Here is a 19344-nt window from a genome sequence, read left to right as displayed (position 1 = left end):
GAGAGTGTATGCAAAAAGCGTTCGTTCTTTCAAAATGGGGACTCTGGGGGCTAGAGCAGATTGGCGATCGTTTAATGCATGGTGAGTTGAACTCGCTTAGATGGCATTTTGTACTTGTCAGGCAACTTTTTGAAACAGGATGAAAGTAATATGAGAAAATCTGTAAGACAATAGTTTACCTCGTTGTGTCGAAAAATACTATTGTTTGAGGTACGGTTAAAACTTTATGCATGAGATGTTTTTCGTCTGTGAGTATTTTTAAAGCGGCGTTTTTTGTAGAAAAACTCTAGACAGGGATGCATTGCAAGGGGGCATTTGAAGGGGGAAGCTAAGTCAAATCCACTAGATAAGAAACAAGATTGTTTACAGACTGTTGTTTATCGATTGGTATTGTTTAAAGATCGGTGGGGGTGGCTTTGTCATTTTGGGGAAAACCAACACAGCATGCAAGGTGATCATGCATTTTTCTTTGGTTTCAGGGGTTAAAATCATCGTTTTATGTGGAAAACAGAATATAATCTAAAAAAATACCTTGTAAAAATTTTCGATGAGGAAATTTTTTTCAAAAGCCTTTCTGAGGTTTTCTGAGGTTTTCTGAGGTTTTCTGAGGTTTTCTGAGGTTTTCTGAGGTTTTCTGAGGTTTCTAGGTTTTCTGGGTTTTCTGAGGTTTTCTGAGGTTTTCTGAGGTTTTCTGAGGTTTTCTGAGGTTTTCTGAGGTTTTCTGAGGTTTTCTGAGGTTTTCTGAGGTTTTCTGAGGTTTTCTGAGGTTTTCTGAGGTTTTCTGAGGTTTTCTGAGGAATGCAGGAGCCGTACAACGGAAAAGATATTCAAATGCTTAATATGCGTTTAGTTTATCAAAAAGGGGGATATAATGGCACTTTTTCCATTTTCTATTGCTGATATTGATGATCCTGAATGTATTCGTGTGGTGCTTTACGCTAGCGGAAGAACGGGACATGCTCCTTTAAACGCATTGTTGAAAAAAATATATGAAGATATTACAAAAATTTCAAAGCGCATGGATGCTTTAGAAAAAAAATTAAATACTCTAAATCCTACCAAAAATCCTACCAAAGTCGAACAGAAAAAAAATAGGAAAGAAGAGAATCAAGACAGTATTAATAGTGTCGTGAGTGGTGGAATAACGACAGCAAACCGTTTTGTGAGCGCACCAGAAATTAAACTAGAATCATCATCCGCTGGAGACATATTTTTTTCTCCAACAAATGGGATGTCAGCAATAGACTACAGTTCTTTTGTTTCAAAACTTACAGAACAAAAGCCGCTAGAAATACACAGTAGTGTTAGTCAAAACATCAGTGTTGAGCAGTCTAGAGGGATTTCTTCTTTTTTAAAAAAGAGAAAACATATAAAAGACTTATCATAACAATATGCATGGGTTTAAGCTATAGATCAGATAAAACTTATTTATATTTTCGGTGGAGCGTGAATTGCTATGCGTTTGAGAGGTTAAAAAAGGTAAAAAGTTTATCAAAAGAGAAGCGTTGTTGCAGGAAAGTTGATCATGAGTTGTTGGGGAGATTAGGGTGCATATTGAAATCTAAGAGCAAGTTTTAAAGCTTATAGAGGAAGGAGCTATGCCCAAACAGAAACGCATGGCAAAAGAAGCTTGTAAAAGAGAAAAAAGCAGCTTATCGCAATTTTGATTTGTTAAAAATCCCATAAAAAGTTTTAATTGCCGAAAAGGCAAAAGCAGAAAAATACCAATAAGAAAAAAATGCGTATTGTTGTGTCTTTTCTTATAAAGCGTATTGTTGTGTCTTTTCTTATAAAGAAGAGCAATGCTATACTGTTGGTGCAGGTTTGAAGGCTAAAGTTTCACTTGTTTTCTTATCAAACAAGATTGTGTAAGCGTTGTCTTATTTGTCTTATGCTGTAAAATACCGTCCTTTGAGGTGTGATGATATAAGGAAAGCCTCTTTGTAAGAGCTTCAGTGACACAAGAAGTGTTTTTAAGGGTGTGCCAAATATTTAAGGCAGGGCTTTTTTGTTGAGCTTTAAGTTTAAGTAAATCACATGCGGGAAAGCCAGATGCCCCCCGATACAATCCAAGCTGTTGATAGATCAGATTGGGTGATGAATCTTCGTCTTTTGAAGTGGTGGACGCAAGTCAAGAAAAACAAGCTTTTACAAGCGTAAAAGAACGGGTTTTATTATAATTATGTACTTAAACTGTATGTATTGTTATGGATTATATTGAAATAAATCTACAAAGTATTTTGATTTATTTGATACATTTTGATTTTAGAAAGTATGTTGTTGCAAACGAATTTCATCAATACGAAGGCGTCGTTGTTTATACTCTTTTTGGATAAGTTTTATAAATATAATTAAAAAGCTTGCAATATTATACGTTTTGTGTATAAGTATTTATTATTGATTTCTTTTGTATTTTATTTAATTATATCTCTATTCATAAGCCGCGCCATTTAAAGGTGCGGCTTTTTTTACTTTCTAATAGCAGGGGCGCTATATATTTGTTATTGAAGTGGTTTGGGATATTTTTTATTATTCTCATCATTGTATTTTGTGATTTCGTTTTGCAGTGAAATCTCTAAATTCTTGTGCGTTTTATCCCAATCGGGAAGATCTAAAATAAAAATGCAGGTATCTGTTTTAGTTTCCTTTGCGTTGGTTATAATGGGGGATAGCTAAAGAATCTTTGTAACTGTTTGACGGTGGAAGGATATGGGGTGAAGCGTAAAATGGTGGCGCACTTGAAGATCCATTATCATACATGCTCGCATGATCAAAAATACAAATATTGATAATCCTGGATGTCTTTACAAATGTGTCTTTAACAGTGTTTGTTGATCTTGATTAGAAAGTCCATTCTTTTCTTTGTTTGGAGTTTTACATCACTGATCTCTTATCTTGTTGTCGTGGTGACTGCCTTTTGAGAGTGCGGTGATAGAAGGTATGTAAGATTTTATACATGAAGTGTTTGTGTGTGGTAATATGTGGGGTATCTTTTTGTAAAGTCTCATGTAAATGCACATAAGATTTTTTTGTATGTGATGAACTCTTCGGGCGGTGGGGTTTTTGTCCATAAAGCCTCAAGAAATGTCGCTTTTTGTTCTATCGTGATAGAGATCCCGTGAGGGGGAAAGCCAAAGGGGAAAGGCAAATGGATTCTGCAAGCCAATCATGCAAACTGGAACGAATCCCATGCGGGTATACGAATATACATCAGTCTCTGTTTGTTGCATATAGCTCTATTTGTTGCCTAACTTATGATAGGCAATTTCTCTAAATAAAGGAATTTGACCGGTAGCAGAAAAAGAAATCATTACGAGACAGCAAGAGTGCTTGTTTCAGAATGTTTAATACTTTTGCATGACAAAGGAATGCAAAACTCTGTCACGCTTTTCATTCATATTTTCAAATTCAGGGTTGTCTATATATTCCCTTCAATTTGATCTTTATGCATAGAACACAAGTGAATTGGGTGTAAGGGAATTGGGTGTAAGGGAATTGAATGCAAGAGATTGGTATGAACATTTTTTGGATAAGCAAAGCCAATATGTTACACTCGTTATTTTACAGCGTGTTTTATAAAAAGCTAGGACATCTTTCCAATCTATAAAAAAATCATTACGAGACAGCAAGAGTGCTTGTTTCAGAATGTTTAATACTTTTGCATGACAAAGGAATGCAAAACTCTGTCACGCTTTCCATTCATATTTTCAAATTCAGGGTTGTCCATATATTCCCTTCAATTTGATCTTTATGCATAGAACACAAGGGAATTGGACACAAGGGAATTGGGTGTAAGGGAATTGGGTGTAAGGGAATTGAATGCAAGAGATTGGTATGAACATTTTTTGGATAAGCAAAGCCAATATGTTACACTCGTTATTTTACAGCGTGTTTTATAAAAAGCTAGGACATCTTTCCAATCTATAAAAAAATCATTACGAGACAGCAAGAGTGCTTGTTTCAGAATGTTTAATACTTTTGCATGACAAAGGAATGCAAAACTCTGTCACGCTTTCCATTCATATTTTCAAATTCAGGGTTGTCCATATATTCCCTTCAATTTGATCTTTATGCATAGAACACAAGGGAATTGGGTGTAAGAGAATTGAATGCAAGAGATTGGTATGAACATTTTTTGGATAAGCAAAGCCAATATGTTACACTCGTTGTTTTACAGCGTGTTTTATAAAAAGCTAGGACATCTTTCCAATCTATAAAAAAATCATTACGAGACAGCAAGAGTGCTTGTTTCAGAATGTTTAATACTTTTGCATGACAAAGGAATGCAAAACTCTGTCACGTTTTTCATTCATATTTTCAAACTCAGGGTTGTCCATATATTCCCTTCAATTTGATCTTTATGCATAGAACACAAGGGAATTGGACACAAGTGAATTGGGTGTAAGGGAATTGGGTGTAAGAGATTGGTATGAACATTTTTTGGATAAGCAAAGCCAATATGTTACACTCGTTATTTTACAGCGTGTTTTATAAAAAGCTAGGACATCTTTCCAATCTATTATGTGTGTAATTTTAAGGCATTGTTTTCTTAAGAGAGTACAGAGCTTTTTCTGTTGCTTGTCAATCAACATCAAATCTCAACGCTTCAGCATGTTTGAAAGAAAGAAGAATGAGAATCCTACGGATTTAGAAGGGTAAAACTCTCTGAGCTACTCCAGCTTTTGTAAGCTAGACGTTATGCATGCCAGATGGGGGCTGTATTTGAGTGATTTCTGAAATAGGGAGATGCCTTATTGAGAAAAAATATAAAGGCATATAATTACTCGTTTTGACATCATCTTTTTGCTTTATAATTTTCAAAAATACCTATAGCAATATTATTTAAATAATGAAGATAATGCTTTATGCCTTTGTGTATTGCGCATCTTTTGGGGATCATGCCTCTCATGTATAACAGAATGCCCCAAATATTATTTGTCCCCGAATATACATTTATTGCATATTTACGTATTGCATATTTACGGACTTGTTTTAAAGAGATATCCTACTCCCAAGCCACTTTCACAAGGACACTCGTCAATGGTATAGGGGTAAAGCCCTTATGAAATGTATAAAATTTATAAGGTATCCCCCATCTTTATGCTTCATAAAAGTGCAAGCCGGTACTGTTATTCATTTTTCAGTTCCTAAATGTTACGACAGCCTTGGTTTGTGAGATGCTTCATAAGAGGCATGCCTTTTTTGTATAGTTTTTAATCCATATGCTAGCTCCGCTTGTAACTTGCAAGCGACAAGGTTTGATCGTTTTAACAGAAAATAAATTTAGGATGAGAGAATCCTATGGTGTTTGGGCCTTTCATTCAACATGCAAAACAATAAATATTCTTTATAAATCAATGTGATGTGTCTTAAAGAAGACGAATTGTTTATAGATTTTTAAAGTAATGAGAGAAAATCATAATCCCTATTTTTCATAAAGGGCATGAGAAAAGTGTTTCACAAGAATTTTATACGATAAAAATTATACGATAAAAAAGAGAGTCTTTTGACATAAGAGTCTTGATCGTTTGCCGTTATAACCTGTATTGTGTATACGGATACTTCTATCATTTTTGGCTGTAAAAAGCTTTTCTTTGGATGTTAAAGGGTACAATCTTTATGGAAAAAAGAATCCGTGCAAGGCAAAAGGCTTATTTCAAAAGATTATATCGCAAGATTGCTTTTGTTTGCATAATACTTTTTTGTATAGTGGTTTTGTGTTTTGTTGTTGTAAAGGTGGTTAGTTATTTTTCTTCTCATAAAAAAATAACACAACAAGCACCCGTTGAATTGGTTATTCCTGTTTTTGATTTGCGCGTATATTGCAAGGAAATTTCTGCTTCTGTTATGCCTGATATGAAAAGAGAAGTTTATCAGCATTGCCTTAATTTGGAAAGTGAGGCCTATTTTGCTATTCGTGAAATGTGGGATAAGCTTTCTGATACTGCAAAAAAACAATGTTTAACGATGGTACGACCTGGGGATGGAAATTATTTTCTCTTACGCGATTGTTTTCTCAATGAAAAAGAAAATAAAAAAGGCAAAGTACGCAATTACTTTTAAGTTTTATACGGAAAGTTAAAAGACTGCGGAAGTTGATGAAAAGATAAAAACCTCTTAAATTACTATCTGCCTCGATACCTATAAAAATTTGATTTATTTATCTTGTTGTATCACCTTTTTTAAGGTGTGGCGGCATAAGATATGGATACCTCCTTGAAATGTTTAAGGGGGCGTGGTGAAGTTTCAGGAGGATTTGTTGAGCTTTTTTAAGGGAAATAACAGGCGTAGGAAATCCATTTCGTAATGGTTCTGGTGAATGGTATAATGGTAAAGCACCCATGAAGTGTATAAAATTTATAGAGTACGTTCATCTTTACGCTTTAAAAAAGAGTAAGCCGGTACCATTCCATACTTTTCTAACTCCCAATAGTACCTCTCGACAGCCCTTGAGCTTTAGAGACGGTTTATAAGAGGCCCTTTTAGTTTTTTATTGTTTTTACGCCATGCAGGTTTTGCCACGTGTAACATGCAAGAAAAAAAGAGATTGGTTCAACAGCAAACAGATTGAGAATGAAAAATCCTACGGTGTTAAGTTTTCTTACTCAACACAAAAAATATGAATTATCATTATAAATCAATACAGTGTATGAATTTTACAAGAATTTTCATTGTTGACAGACCAGTTTAACTTGAGAACCTTCGTTCTTTGAGAGCGTAAGTCAATAGACAAGACAAAAATGAGTAAAAAAGAAACATTCCTTTTTAAACATTCAAGGCTGCTTCATGTGTAAAGCGCTGTGCTGGGTTTACAAATGTGCTTGTTTTATAATTCCAGTTTTCTTTATCAGAAAAGACTTTATCAGAAAAGATAAGAGAGGAAATGTCTTATATCATTTTTATTAATAGATTTTGAGGAGGGCATTTTTTTTGAGAAGAAGCTAATTTTTAGGGAAGCGTAAAATATTGGTCGTTTTTTTCATAATTTGATATTTTTGTATTTAAATATTTTGTTTTTAAGCTCAGTTTGTTATAAATAAAAACTGTGATTAACTTGAAAATTCCATGGGTTAAAATAGAAATTGATAGTATCGTTGCTTATTTTGGAAAGAAGATTGATCTCTTGGTGATTATAGGGCTTGAATAATACTTCCTATTAATCTATCTATAAAAATCAAGAGGTTTTGTGAAGCGGTCGTGGATTATCGCTCACAAGGGGTTGCTTTAGCGATGAAGAGAGGCTATATATCATAAATAAAGAGGTTCGCGCAATGACTCGCAATGACTCGTTGGGATGGAAGTGCTTGTGAGTTAAAGGCACGAGAGGGCAGGGAATACCGGCGTTTTTAGGAGCGGTGGTTTTAGAGCAAAAAAGGGAAGTTTCTAATATTCTCTGGTGGGAATTTTTTCTTTGTCAGGTATGTTGTATATGTGTTCTCCTTTTTGTTTTCCACAAGATAGTTATTTTTTTAGTGAAATATGGTTTATTTAAAAAAAAACACTTGGCATTTTATGTGAACATCATTAGGTTTCTGCTGTTTGACAGAGAAAGAGGGAATTTCTGATTGACGGTTTCCCTGCTGTTTTATGATTATCAAGAAAATATATGCTTTTATCAATGTCAGTAGGGTTCGTTTGAGTGAAATAAACGCGGATAGCTTGATAACCGTATGTTAAAAATGACCAGCATTATCAAAAGGTAATGCAGTGAGGAAGAGTCGATTAAAACATACATAAGACAAACACTCCAAAAAGGGATAAAAATGAGGCCACAACAAAATAGACGGGTACGCGGTCGCAATAATAACAATAATGGTAATAACAATAATAATCGTCGCGGTCCTAATCCATTGTCTCGCAATTATGAAAGTAGCGGTCCGGATGTTAAAGTTCGCGGGAATGCTCAGCAAATTGCCGATAAATACATAAGCCTTGCGCGGGATGCACAAGGTGCGGGTGATCGTGTTATGTCGGAAAATTATTTACAACATGCCGAGCACTATTTGCGTATTATTTTAGCAGCAGCTGGGCAAATGTCTCAATCGGTTCGACGTGATGAAAATCGTGGTGATGAAAATCGTGATGAAAATAATGAGCAAGAATGCGGTGAAATAAATTTTGAGGGTGAAAAAAAGGATGCTGTCGAGGGGGATACAGATGTATTACAGATGCCGTCGCAAAAAAATGGCAATGGCCAATATGCTAAAACGCAAAATGGGGATGCGCGTGAAAATGCTTTAGAAGCTCTATCGGATGAAAAAACGGATCAAGAGCACTGTCGCTCTGAGAAAAATGTTGAATCCGTCAAAAAAACACGTCGCTCTCCCCGTCGGCGTACTGTACGGACTCAAGATGAATCATCTCTTGAGCTTTCACTTACAACAGCAGAAAGCTCTAGCAATGGAGATGCGTCAACCGCAACAAAAGAGGTTTCTTCGTTGCCTGGATTAGGTGAGGAGGTACAGAGAAAAACGCGCCGTCGCCGGGTGGTCAATCTTGAAGCAGAGGAAAATGTTTAAATCTTCAGGGATGTTGTTTAAGCGCTTGTGGTGATGTTGTTGGTATCATGATGGTCAATTATATATACTCAAGAAGCTTTTTGCGTTTTCTTTGAATCTTCACGGGCAGTATCCGGAATTTAACGAAGGATGGCGGCAGGAGTTTTTTCGTTGCCAGTATTTAAGTGAGGGGGATACAGAGAAAAACGCTCCGTCGCCTAAGTGGTCGCATCTTGAAGCAGAGGAAAATGTTTAAATCTTCAGGGATGTTGTTTAAGCGCTTGTGGTGATGTTCGTTTGCTTAATGAGGCATTATCTTCGATATTTCTTTTGTTGTTTCAACAGAAAGAACGGCAATTAGTGCACCGGTATGATAATTGTAAATCATAAATTTTGTTTGTCCATCAGCGGTTAAAACTTTCAGTACAATATTGTGTTCTGAGAGGCTTTGCGACAAAATCTGTGTTTTTTCCGGTAGAGAGAGCGTATGATGGATAACGTGTGGGTTTTTGCTGGGAGAGGAAGATGGTTCTGTTTGTTTTGGCGCTGATCCGGTTGCTATTACTTTATAAACAATTAAAAACAGTACGGTTAGGATAAGGAAAAGCGTTATTAAAACGGAAATAATCATTAACCCCATAAGTTTTTTTCTTACTCTTTCTACAGCAGGATCTAAAGGGAGATCTTGAGGCAGAGAATTTTGCTCTGTGTGATGGTCTTTTAAAGGTTGCATTCGCTTATTATCCATCATGTCTTTCATTGATTATTTTTTTGAGATCTGATGGGTTTATGCTTTTAAAGTTTTTTGTGCAAGAGATTTGTGGAAGAAGAATGCAAAAGAGGAAGCAATGTTGGTAAAGTATCTTCTTTGTGGACTGTAGACATCTTGTTATTTATGTTTTTGCTTTTAAGCAGGAAATTTCCACGGTTTGTTACAGACCAGATCAATTTTACTTCTTGTTGATGTAAATTGGCATGTACGTTTATACATTGGGCAAAAATTTGTTGTCCATAAAATGCAAACTTTTTTGTGGATGGTATCATGGCTTGTTCACATGCTTTTGCTGTTGGATAAATTTTAACCATTGTATTGTTCGAATAGCAACTCTTAAAATCATCTGTACATGAAACCAATAAGAGGATAAAAACAAGGGGATTCATCAATTATTTTCCAAATGAGAGGTTGACAGCGCGGCCCCCAATTTGTCAGCCTAGGGGCTTCTTCATTGTTAAACGTTTTCAGAGTTTTTTAGTTCCCCCTTTAAGATGTGCTTCCCCCTTTAAGATGTGCTTCCCCCTTTAAGATGTGCTTCCCCCTTTAAGATGTGCTTCCCCCTTTAAGATGTGCTTCCCCCTTTAAGATGTGCTTCCCCCTTTAAGATGTGCTTCCTTTAGATGTGCTTCCCTTTAAGATGTGCTTCTAGATGTGCTTCCCCTTTAAGATGTGCTTCCCCCTTTAAGATGTGCTTCCCCCTTTAAGATGTGCTTCCCCCTTTAAGATGTGCTTCCCCCTTTAAGATGTGCTTCCCCCTTTAAGATGTGCCTTTAAGATGTGCTTCCCCCTTTAAGATGTGCTTCCCCCTTTAAGATGTGCTTCCCCCTTTAAGATGTGCTTCCCCCTTTAAGATGTGCTTCCCCCTTTGAGATGCTGTTCTATAGTGAATTAATCAAAATCATTGGTTTGCACGTCATAAAAGGGAGTGTGTGGGTTTTATGTTGGTGAGAAATATTTGAAAAAAAGACTAAAATGCCTCTTATGAATGCTCTCAAAGGTCAAGGGCTGTTGCAACATGAGGGACAGATGGTATTATGATGCTTGGCTACTACTTTTATGAAGTAAAAAGGGGCATGAAGGTAAAGGAGGATGTGGAGTGAAAAGGGGCATGCTTGATGGTTTACTTTACAAAGGCTATTATATCTTATTTACAGACGCTGTTTTGAAATGAGTGTGGATGCGCTGGGAAATATTAAAAAGAGTGCATAAATGAGAGATACAAGTGTATTCTGTTGTAGGATGTCTTTTTGTACCTGAAGAGCATATATCCATTAAAGAATGCGATAAATAAAAGCATAAAATGTGTATTTTCATCAGTTAATTGCCGTTTTCGTGGATGCTTTAAGCCCGTAAAACTGAAGAGTGATGAGGGATGTTGGCTTTACTCCTTGAAATTTCATATTCTGCTAAAATGAAATTGTATGCGCATTGCGAAAATTACATAAAAAGAGATGGGGGATAGGCTTGCTTTGATTTGGCATATAAAAGCTGAAACGGTTTGCTCTTTATCGTTTTTATTTCTGTCTTAAAATATGCGGTTATATGAGGGAGGGAAATTGATTGATAGTGGGAATGGACTTTATATGCGGTTAAGTTTTTATCGTTAAGGTTTTGGAAAATGAGTAGAGAACTATAGAGGTTGCTTTAAAGAGGTTGGAAAATATCTTTGTGCTTAATAGAATAGATGAGAAATTTTGCTGAAAAGGGGAAACTTCTCTTGTTTAGTGTTTGAAATGCTCTTTTAAGAAAAAATATCAAAATAAGTATCCGGAACAGAGAGGCAATAGACAATGCCTTCTTTTGTCAATTTGAGGGAAGCTGAACCATTTACGGAAATGGGAACGATTTTTTCGAGAACGGCACTACCAAAACAGGCTTTTTTATTGTTTGTGGGAGGGAGGCCAGATTCAAAATTTTCATGCCAAGTGATAATAAGTTGCATTTTGCCATTCAGTTTTGTTTCAATTTCACAGCGTACACAGATGCTTCCCTTTTCTTGAGAAAGGGCTCCAAAAGAAAGAGAATTGACAATCAGTTCATGAAAAGCCAAACCAATATGCAAAGCGGCATTGGGAAAAAGATAAGGATCTGCGCCTTCAAGTGAAAAACGCTCTGTTTCTTTCATAAAATAGCCTAAAGCTTGCGTTTGGATCAATTCGCGAAATTGAGCACCACGCCAATCGGAATCAGTGATCAGATCTTGAGAGTGAGAAAGAGAATGAAGACGACCTTGAAATTTGCGTAAGAAAACCTGAAGAGATTCAGTATAGCGGGCGGTTTGGCTGGCAATACTTTGAATGATCGCTAGAAGATTTTTAGAACGGTGACTGACTTCGCGAAGAAGGATTTTAAGCACTTGTTCACGACGGCGTAAGCCGGAAATATTAACACCGGTGGTGATAATACCGATAATATCTCCATTATCATTGCGGTGGCAATCAATAGAAAATTTGTACCAAATCTCTTGTTTGTTTGTATCTTCAAAACGTGCTTCAACAGTTTGCATTTTGCCACTCGCTAAAACTTGCAGTTTGATGGTTTCCATATTGTCTGCAAGGTCAAGCGAAAAAAAGTCGCTGTCACGGCAACCAACCCGCCATTTATTGTGCAAATGGTGGGGCAAGTTTTCAGCCCATAAATAAACCAGATTTGTTGCCTGATAGAGAACACAAATATCAGCACCACGAATCGCTTGCATGAGCGCATTCATATGAGATCTATCAACGGGAGGCTTTGAAAGAGGCGTAACGATCATAATTTTAAGATGTTACTCTGTTCTAAGCCGCTTTAGAAGCATTCTCTTGAAAAAATAAAGCTTGGGAAATAAGCGCTTTCACCATATCAGGGTTAAAAGGTTTGGTTACTAAAAAAGTTGGTTCTGGACGCTCGCCGGTCAGCAGCCTTTCGGGAAAAGCCGTGATGAAAATCACTGGTATATGCTCATTTTTCAAAATCTCGTTGACCGCATCAATACCTGAACTGTTATCGGCTAATTGAATATCAGCTAAAATCAACCGTGGTTTTTTCTTATGATACATGATGACAGCTTCATCACGCGTGCGCGCTATTCCTACAACATGATGACCCAGGCTTTCTACCATTTGCTCAATATCAAGCGCAATAAGAGGTTCATCTTCAATAATCATTACTTCAGTGGCAATTTGTTGAGAAATATCAATGGATGCTTGGTTGAGAAGCTTGCGGAATTCTTTCGTATCCAGATTCATGATTTCACTGGCTTCTTGTTCATGAAATCCTTCAACGGCAATGAGCAAAAATGCTTGGCGTGCACGGGGCGTGAGATAGGATAATTTGGCACTGGTTTTTTGTTCAAGACCAAATTGGGGCAGAGGTTCAGGGATGTTCGGTGTGGTTTGGTCAAAAAGATGACAAAAAAGCCAATAGGTACCAATTCGGTCACTGGATGCTTTGGGAAAAATGGAAATATCGGCAATGAGTGCTTCCAACATCGCTGACACATAAGCATCGCCAGAGGATTGGCTACCAGTGACAGAGCGGGCAAAACGCCGAAGATAGGGAAGATGCGGGGCAATGCGCGTTGATAATGACATAATTTATAACTCCTTTGACCTTTCAAGCATTTTGTTGGTTGAAATTCTCAATAGATAAAAAAGTTCCTTGATTTGTATGGAACTTTTTACCGACAGCTATATTTACAACCATAAGGCGAAAAATTCTTCGCGGTGCTACTGATATTATATGGATTAGGGGGATGAAAAATGAACGACCGTGATGAAAAAAATCTCACCACACAATTTACAGTTGGAGATGATCTTCTCGGGGTCAATAGCGAAATAGCACGGAAATTACGCCAATTTTACATGGAAATTCAGGAAGAAGCGCTACCACGGCGTTTGCTCGAGCTTTTAGAAAGGTTGGAGCGCGCAGAGCAATTTAGCTTAAACAATGTGGAAAAGGTTTGAATCCTTTATGTCAAAGTGCGCGAAAAATTTTAAACAAGAACTCCTTTTGATGTTGCCGGCTTTACGAGCTTTTGCTGTTTCTTTAAGTGGCAAGCACGATAAAGCCGAAGATTTAGTCCAAGATACGGTTATGAAAGCGTGGGCTAAGCAAGATAGTTTTGAGATGGGAACCAATCTTAAAGCTTGGCTTTTTACCATTTTGCGCAATGAATTTTATAGTCAAATGCGCAAAAAGGGAAGAGAAGTTCAAGATACCGACGGCGTGTTTACTCAAAATGTTGCTGTTCATCCTGCTCAATATGGATCGCTTGATTTGCAAGATTTCAAAAAAGCCTTAAATTTGCTTTCTGCCGATCAAAGAGAAGCCATTATTCTCATTGGTGCATCGGGGTTTTCTTATGAAGATGCTGCGGCTATTTGTGGTTGTGCTGTTGGAACCATCAAAAGCCGTGTGAGTCGGGCGCGTAATCGATTACAAGAACTTCTCAAGGTGGATGGTGAGTCTGATTATGGTCCCGATTCTTATTCAGCGGGGAGTACATTGTGTTCATTTAACGGCTAAAAAAGCATAATAATTATGATGGATAGTCTTGTTTTTTTTATTCCCGTTATAGCTATTACAGTAAAGTCAGTATCTGAGGAAGTTCAGAGTGTTTGGCGTGTATCCTTAGGAACACAAAAAAAGCCTGTATGAAATTCTTTCACGGGCTTTGGGTTTTATGTTCCATAAGGTTGCCTTCCTTTGTACTGAAAAATGACGACTTTCAAGTTCGCCAATGGACATTCTATGACAACAAAGACAAATTTGATGCCTCAAATGCCTTCTTCTGATGCAACGATATCACATTGGCGGTGGGTAGCGATTGTTGTTTCTCTTGTTATGGCTCTTTTGGCATCGGTTTTTATTATGTTGCTTTCAAATGCCGTTGATCGAGAAGTCGCGCAGTTGAATACAAGTTCAGAATTGCGCGAACAGGCTGATTTGGTCCTTATTAGCTTGATTGATATGGCTGTTGCTGATCGCAGCTATGTAAAAACGCGCAAGGCGGAAGATAAAATACGTTTTGAAAATGCAGAGCGGGAGTTAGGAGATATTCTCGATTATATCGCACTTATTGTTTATGCGCATCCGCAATGGTATGAATGGTTTACGGCTTTTAAAAAAGAGGTTGAAGCACGAAAAGAATTTATGAATGCCCATATGCATGCTCTTGATGCGATTCCTGAACAACCTTCTCATGCTGCCTCTTTGGAGGTATCAAAGATTCCTGTGGCACGTTTAGCTCAATTGATGACAAGCTTTATTAATGGGGATGATGTGGTGCGACAAAAACAGCGTGAGGGTATCGCATTGATGCGGGCTGCTTTAACTTTGGCGGCTATTGTTTCCGTTGTGAGTACCTTTATTTCTGCCTATTTTGTTATTAATCGTTTTCATCGTGATGTGCGCTCTTTAAAATTGTATCAATTGCTGCTTCATAGTGAAAATATTGCTCTGGAAGCCCGCGTGAAAGAACGAACTCAAGAATTAGAAAGAGCACGCAATCACGCTGAAAAAGAACGCCAACGGGTTGAAATGTTGTTGCAGGATGCAAGCCATCGCATTGGCAACTCTCTTGGGACGGTGTCTTCTTTACTGGGACTTCAGTTAAACCGGAGCAAAAATGAAGAGGTACGTTCTGTTCTAGGAGCTGCACGTGATCGTATTCAGACAATTTCTACAGCACATCGTCGTTTGCGCTTAAGTGATGATATGGAAACAACTTTATTGGCAGAGTTTCTCAGTTCTGTTGTGCATGATGTAGAATTGGCTGTCCCTTTTGAATTGCGCGAAAACATCACCATTCACACGGACTTTAAAGAGTGTCGTCTGTCTTCAAGAGATGCGACAACACTTGGAATTATCCTTGGTGAACTGCTGACAAATTCCTTAAAACATGCCTTTCCTAATCAACGTACGGGTCATATTTATATCTCCTTTGGTCCCCAGAAAGATGGACAATTGATGCTCATTGTAGAAGATGATGGCGTAGGAATGAAAAGTCAAACTTTAGAACAAAAAACAGGACTTGGTCGTGTGGTCGTGGAACAGCTCTGTATGCAATTTGGTGAAAAACCTCTGTTTGAAACTTCTGCTTTAGGAGGCACAAAGATTGTTATTCCTTTGCCAAAACTCACAATGAATAGTTCAAAAAAAGCTCTGACTGATTTTTAAAAAGGATAAACTTTTTTTCTCTGCTTGTTCGTTTTAATAAAAATGAGAATAAAATATGACTTAGATAATGCGAACACAGCGCTATTCATATCAGATTGTCAATTGTCTTCAAGAGAAGCAACTTTGCTTCTTCATTCGTTGGTCTCTTTGTTTTTCGCTTTGTTGACTCCGATTATCGGCTTTTAAAATTCTCCTTTTTTGTATGTTTTATAGCTTTGAAGTGCTTAAGTTAAAATTTAAATTTATTTTGAATAAGAGCTTCTTTAGCCAATACTTATATTAGTAAGCTCTATTTCTTTGCCAAGAGATTGTTTTTTTAAGTTTTGTTATTTTGTGTAAGGCATGTGAAACTTACAATATGTGGTGTTTTGTAAAATTGTGTAACGAATATTCTTAGGTAAAACTTGCTCATAAAATTCATGAAACACCGTTCTTTAGGGCTATGAATAGCATAAGCATTCAACAGGTGGACTATTCAACAAGAAGTTGGGTTGTTTATAGAATGATATGGGTTTTAGAATCTTCGTTCTTTAGAAGAACTCACCTTTTATTAAGATTTTATTGCATGGAAAATAAGGGGATTTTTATCGTTTTGATAAAATAAATAAGAAGAGTTAGCTTTTTTGGGTTTCATATTTTGCACTTTTCTATTGTGCGTAAACCTCAAAAGGGGAGGATGTTTTATTTTTAATCATTGTTATGCGACGTTATGCGACCTTGGGTGGTGGCATATTTCGGCGTATTCTTTACAGATATTTAAAGTGCGGAAATCTCTTTGAGAAAAATAAGCGCTAAAGCATATTTTTAGATATTTTGAGTCGTAAAAATGCAGATTCTTTCATGCTTTAAGTCTCTTCAGAGGGCGTTATCGGGCTGTTGATCAAGGAATCAATATTGTTTTTTTCTTGGAGGAATGTTTGTAGGTCTTGATTGGTTAAGGCTTTGCTATCCGGTATACGGATGCGCATGGGATCAACTTTGACGCCATTGACAATGATTTCAAAATGACAATGGGGGCCGGTTGCCATTCCTGTTGTTCCAACATATCCAATGATTTGTCCTTGTCGTACTTTCACGCCTGGTTTGATATCTGGTGCATAACGGCTTTGGTGTGAATAACTACTGACATATCCATTGGCATGTTGAATTTCCGTGTGATTTCCATAGCCGCCTGTTACGCCTACTTTTGTAACAATACCATCTCCTACAGCAATAATGGGTGATCCTTTAGGAGCAACCCAATCAACACCCGTATGCATGCGAACATAGCCTAAAATAGGATGTTTGCGTGGACCAAAGGGGGAGCCAAAAATCCCATTTGGTGTGGGTTTGCGTAGCAAGAAAGGTTTTGAACTCTTCCCTTCAGAATCATAATAATCAACGCTTCCATCCTTTAATTGATAACGGTAATATTTATAAGTTGTATTTCCAAAAGTTGCGCTAATATAACGAATTTCTGGATCTGTGTTTTTGGATGCTTCCTTTGTTTTCAAGTTCTTTTTGCCGTTTTGGTTTTCTTTATCGCTTTGTGGTACGGCATAAAATATTTCGATTTGATCATTAGGGGTTATCGGACTTTTCATGTCAATATTGGTGGCAAGCAGACGAATAAGACGATGAGAGAGAGATTGTGATATATTATGGCTTAGCAATGCACTATAGAGTGCATCATAAGCTGTTGGTAATTGCGCACTATTGATATAAGAATGCGGAATACCATTCTGAAAAGCCGTTTTAAGAGTTTTAGACATTTTAGGCTCTGTGCTTTCAATGAATTGGCCTTTATCATTCAGTGCAACGGTGAGAACATGATACATCCCTTGATAGATACTTGCGCGTACGAGATGGTCTTCTTCACCAGCTTGTGTCACGATACCAATGCGTAAAAGACTTCCCTCTTTAAGAGTATCGGAAAGGCTCATTTTTTCTAGCGTTTTTACAATTTGTTCAATTTGCTTTTTTGTATAACTGGTTTTTTTGAAAGCATCGGCTATTTTTTGTTTTTTGCGAATAGGAATAATATCTTCAACATAATTTTTTGTCAGATCAATACGGTGACTTTGAGGAGAAACAGTTACATTTTCTTGAATAATGCGAACTTCAGGGGATTCTGTACCTTGGGAATCAGAGGATACATCTTCTAATTTTAAAGGATCAATCAATGTGAGAACTGAAAGAAGTTCGGTACTTTTTTCTAAAGTAAATCCAGCTTTTTGCACCTCTTGTTGTGCCTCTTCATCTGTCAGCGTATCGTTGTCGTCAAAATCGAATTGATTTACCTTAAAATCATAGCTGCGTAAGGTGATTTTTGTTTCAACCTTTGCTCCATAAATCTGTCCAGAATCTTGTGGTTTGGCGCTTTGATTTTTCGAATCACTGGCAAGAATGCTTAAAGAATCAAATTTTGGATAGCTATATTTCTGGGGGCGCTTTTCGGCTAAAGCCATACGAATCCATTCAAAATGTTGTGTTTTAATGACTTTTTCATCGCCTTTTTTTTGCAGAATCGATAGTTCAAACTGACGTTTGCTGTCAAAGCTTTGTCGTGCATGGGTGGGAGAAATACGATCGCCTTTATATCCATTGGCCTCAGGATCTTGTGCGTATGAGAGATTTTCTTTTGTAAACCATTGTGGAGGGGTTACCAATCGCTGTTGTTCATCAAGAGCCGTAAAAAGTGCAATACCCATAAGAATGCAGGAAGTGATTCCTGTCAGGACGGTTCCTGTAAGCCAACGGGCAGAGACTTGTCGGCGCGCAGGCCGCAAGCGTTTAACGATAAGAGCAGGCTCTTGTCCGGGATCGTTTTTTTGTTGTTCGTTATCCCACATAGATTTTAAGAGTACTTTTCAATATTAAATAAAAAAGGCTAGCATAGCTTAGCATGTTTCTACAAGAATTTGATTCTTTTTACAAATTACCGATCATGCAAATTCTCTTTTATACCGTAATGCCTTTATAAATCGTACCTGAAAAATTTCCTTATTTAAAGTAATATAAAATAAGCATTATTGTTATTAACCCATTCCTTGGTACTTCCTATTTCTATGCATTGCAATGGGGTACTATATTTTATTTTAAAGGTGTCATGCTCCCTTTAACTCTTTCTGTTTTCATGTTTTATTTTTATTTTAATGTCTGCAAGACCCGCTTGAATTTCAGCTAAAGAGGAGGAGACAATTTGGATATCTAAGATTGCCATAAACATGCCAAAAGACATAGCAATGAAAACCACAATTTTGTGCATTCCTATGGGTTCTTGAGATTGTATGAGCTCTGGTATGGAAGATGTCATAGTAAGATCTTCTACTTTTTTGTTATTAAGAAACTTTTATCTTGTGGCTTTGTACGTGTATCAATTTTCACTGAAACACTCATTCCTGCTCGGATATGTCCGGTTTTTAAGACTTCTTCTGGAATAGAAATACGTACGGGAATGCGCTGGATAATCTTGGTAAAGTTACCGGTAGCATTTTGTGGAGGCAAAAGAGAAAAAACAGCGCCTGTTGCAGGCGAAATAGACAGCACTTTTCCTGTAAAAAACTCCTTTTCGAAGGCATCAACAGTAATATAAGCTTTTTGTCCTGCGTGAATATTTTGCAACTGTGTTTCTTTGTAGTTTGCTTCAATATACAGTGCATGTATGGGGACTAACGCCGCAAGACGTTGGCCATTTACAACAAAATCTCCCGTTTTTGCTGTTAAATTTCCTATAACTCCATCAAATGGCGCTCGTATAATGGTCGAATCAAGATCACGTTGTGCTTTTTCACGCGAGAGTTCTAAATTCTTTGTTTGGCTTTCTATTTCATTTCGTTGCGCTTCTAGTACTCGGATATTTGCACGTGCTGCAGCTATTTGTGCATCCGCTCTGTTAACATTTGCAATGGCTTGTTCGTAAGCTGATTTGGC

13 protein-coding genes (1 of these 13 cut by a window edge) are annotated in these 19344 nt (G+C 37.2%); 6 read left to right on the top strand and 7 right to left on the bottom strand.

The window, feature by feature from the left end; genetic code table 11:
- Positions 1-871: 871 nt before the first annotated feature.
- From QHG57_RS09125 to QHG57_RS09115, 3 genes are all read left to right on the top strand, one after another.
- Positions 872-1387, top strand: coding sequence for a hypothetical protein (locus tag QHG57_RS09125; protein WP_330168030.1), 516 nt, complete (start codon positions 872-874; stop codon positions 1385-1387).
- A 4232-nt stretch (positions 1388-5619) separates the two neighbouring features.
- A complete protein-coding gene (locus QHG57_RS09120; protein WP_330169151.1) occupies positions 5620-6063 on the top strand; it encodes a hypothetical protein in 444 nt (147 codons plus the stop codon).
- Between the two features lie 1700 nt (positions 6064-7763).
- The gene (locus tag QHG57_RS09115) at positions 7764-8519 is read left to right on the top strand and encodes a DUF4167 domain-containing protein (RefSeq protein ID WP_330168028.1); all 756 of its coding nucleotides are present in this window, start codon (positions 7764-7766) and stop codon (positions 8517-8519) included.
- A gap of 280 nt (positions 8520-8799) precedes the next feature.
- On the opposite strand, the gene QHG57_RS09110 is transcribed toward QHG57_RS09115, so the two are convergent.
- From QHG57_RS09110 to QHG57_RS09095, 4 genes are all read right to left on the bottom strand, one after another.
- Positions 8800-9249 carry a hypothetical protein gene (locus tag QHG57_RS09110; protein WP_330168754.1) on the bottom strand — a complete coding sequence of 150 codons (450 nt, stop codon included), beginning with the start codon at positions 9247-9249 and terminating at the stop codon, positions 8800-8802.
- A gap of 44 nt (positions 9250-9293) precedes the next feature.
- On the bottom strand, positions 9294-9659 hold the full coding sequence (locus tag QHG57_RS09105) for a hypothetical protein (RefSeq protein ID WP_330169589.1): 366 nt from the start codon (positions 9657-9659) through the stop codon (positions 9294-9296).
- Positions 9660-11014: 1355 nt separating this feature from the next.
- A complete protein-coding gene (locus QHG57_RS09100; protein ID WP_330168027.1) occupies positions 11015-12028 on the bottom strand; it encodes a PAS domain-containing HWE histidine kinase family protein in 1014 nt (337 codons plus the stop codon).
- Positions 12029-12050: 22 nt separating this feature from the next.
- A complete protein-coding gene (locus tag QHG57_RS09095) occupies positions 12051-12845 on the bottom strand; it encodes a response regulator (protein ID WP_330168026.1) in 795 nt (264 codons plus the stop codon).
- A 168-nt stretch (positions 12846-13013) separates the two neighbouring features.
- On the opposite strand from QHG57_RS09095, the gene QHG57_RS09090 reads away from it, so the two are divergent.
- The 3 genes from QHG57_RS09090 to QHG57_RS09080 all read left to right on the top strand — a co-directional run bounded on the left by QHG57_RS09090 (position 13014) and on the right by QHG57_RS09080 (position 15432).
- Positions 13014-13217, top strand: a complete 204-nt coding sequence (locus tag QHG57_RS09090) for a NepR family anti-sigma factor (protein WP_330168025.1) — start codon at positions 13014-13016, stop codon at positions 13215-13217.
- 7 nt (positions 13218-13224) lie between these two features.
- The gene (locus QHG57_RS09085) at positions 13225-13779 is read left to right on the top strand and encodes an RNA polymerase sigma factor (RefSeq protein ID WP_330168024.1); all 555 of its coding nucleotides are present in this window, start codon (positions 13225-13227) and stop codon (positions 13777-13779) included.
- A gap of 225 nt (positions 13780-14004) precedes the next feature.
- Positions 14005-15432 (top strand): sensor histidine kinase, encoded by a 1428-nt coding sequence (locus QHG57_RS09080; RefSeq protein ID WP_330168023.1) that lies wholly within the window; start codon positions 14005-14007, stop codon positions 15430-15432.
- Positions 15433-16277: 845 nt separating this feature from the next.
- Here the strand turns inward: QHG57_RS09080 and QHG57_RS09075 are convergent.
- The 3 genes from QHG57_RS09075 to QHG57_RS09065 form a co-directional block, all read right to left on the bottom strand.
- Complete coding sequence (locus QHG57_RS09075) at positions 16278-18263, bottom strand: M23 family metallopeptidase (protein ID WP_330168022.1); 1986 nt, start codon at positions 18261-18263, stop codon at positions 16278-16280.
- Between the two features lie 266 nt (positions 18264-18529).
- Complete coding sequence (locus QHG57_RS09070) at positions 18530-18727, bottom strand: hypothetical protein (protein ID WP_330169150.1); 198 nt, start codon at positions 18725-18727, stop codon at positions 18530-18532.
- A gap of 11 nt (positions 18728-18738) precedes the next feature.
- Positions 18739-19344, bottom strand: the 3' portion of a protein-coding gene (locus tag QHG57_RS09065; RefSeq protein ID WP_330169103.1) for an HlyD family secretion protein. Its footprint extends 501 nt past the window's final position; the window shows 606 of its 1107 coding nt (coding positions 502-1107); its start codon lies off the right edge, out of view; it ends in the stop codon at positions 18739-18741.

Source organism: Bartonella grahamii subsp. shimonis, assembly GCF_036327415.1.
Classification (GTDB): Bacteria; Pseudomonadota; Alphaproteobacteria; order Rhizobiales; family Rhizobiaceae; genus Bartonella; species Bartonella shimonis.
The sequence above is the reverse complement of the archived record's forward strand: the minus strand, read 5'-3'. Positions and strand labels throughout refer to the sequence as shown.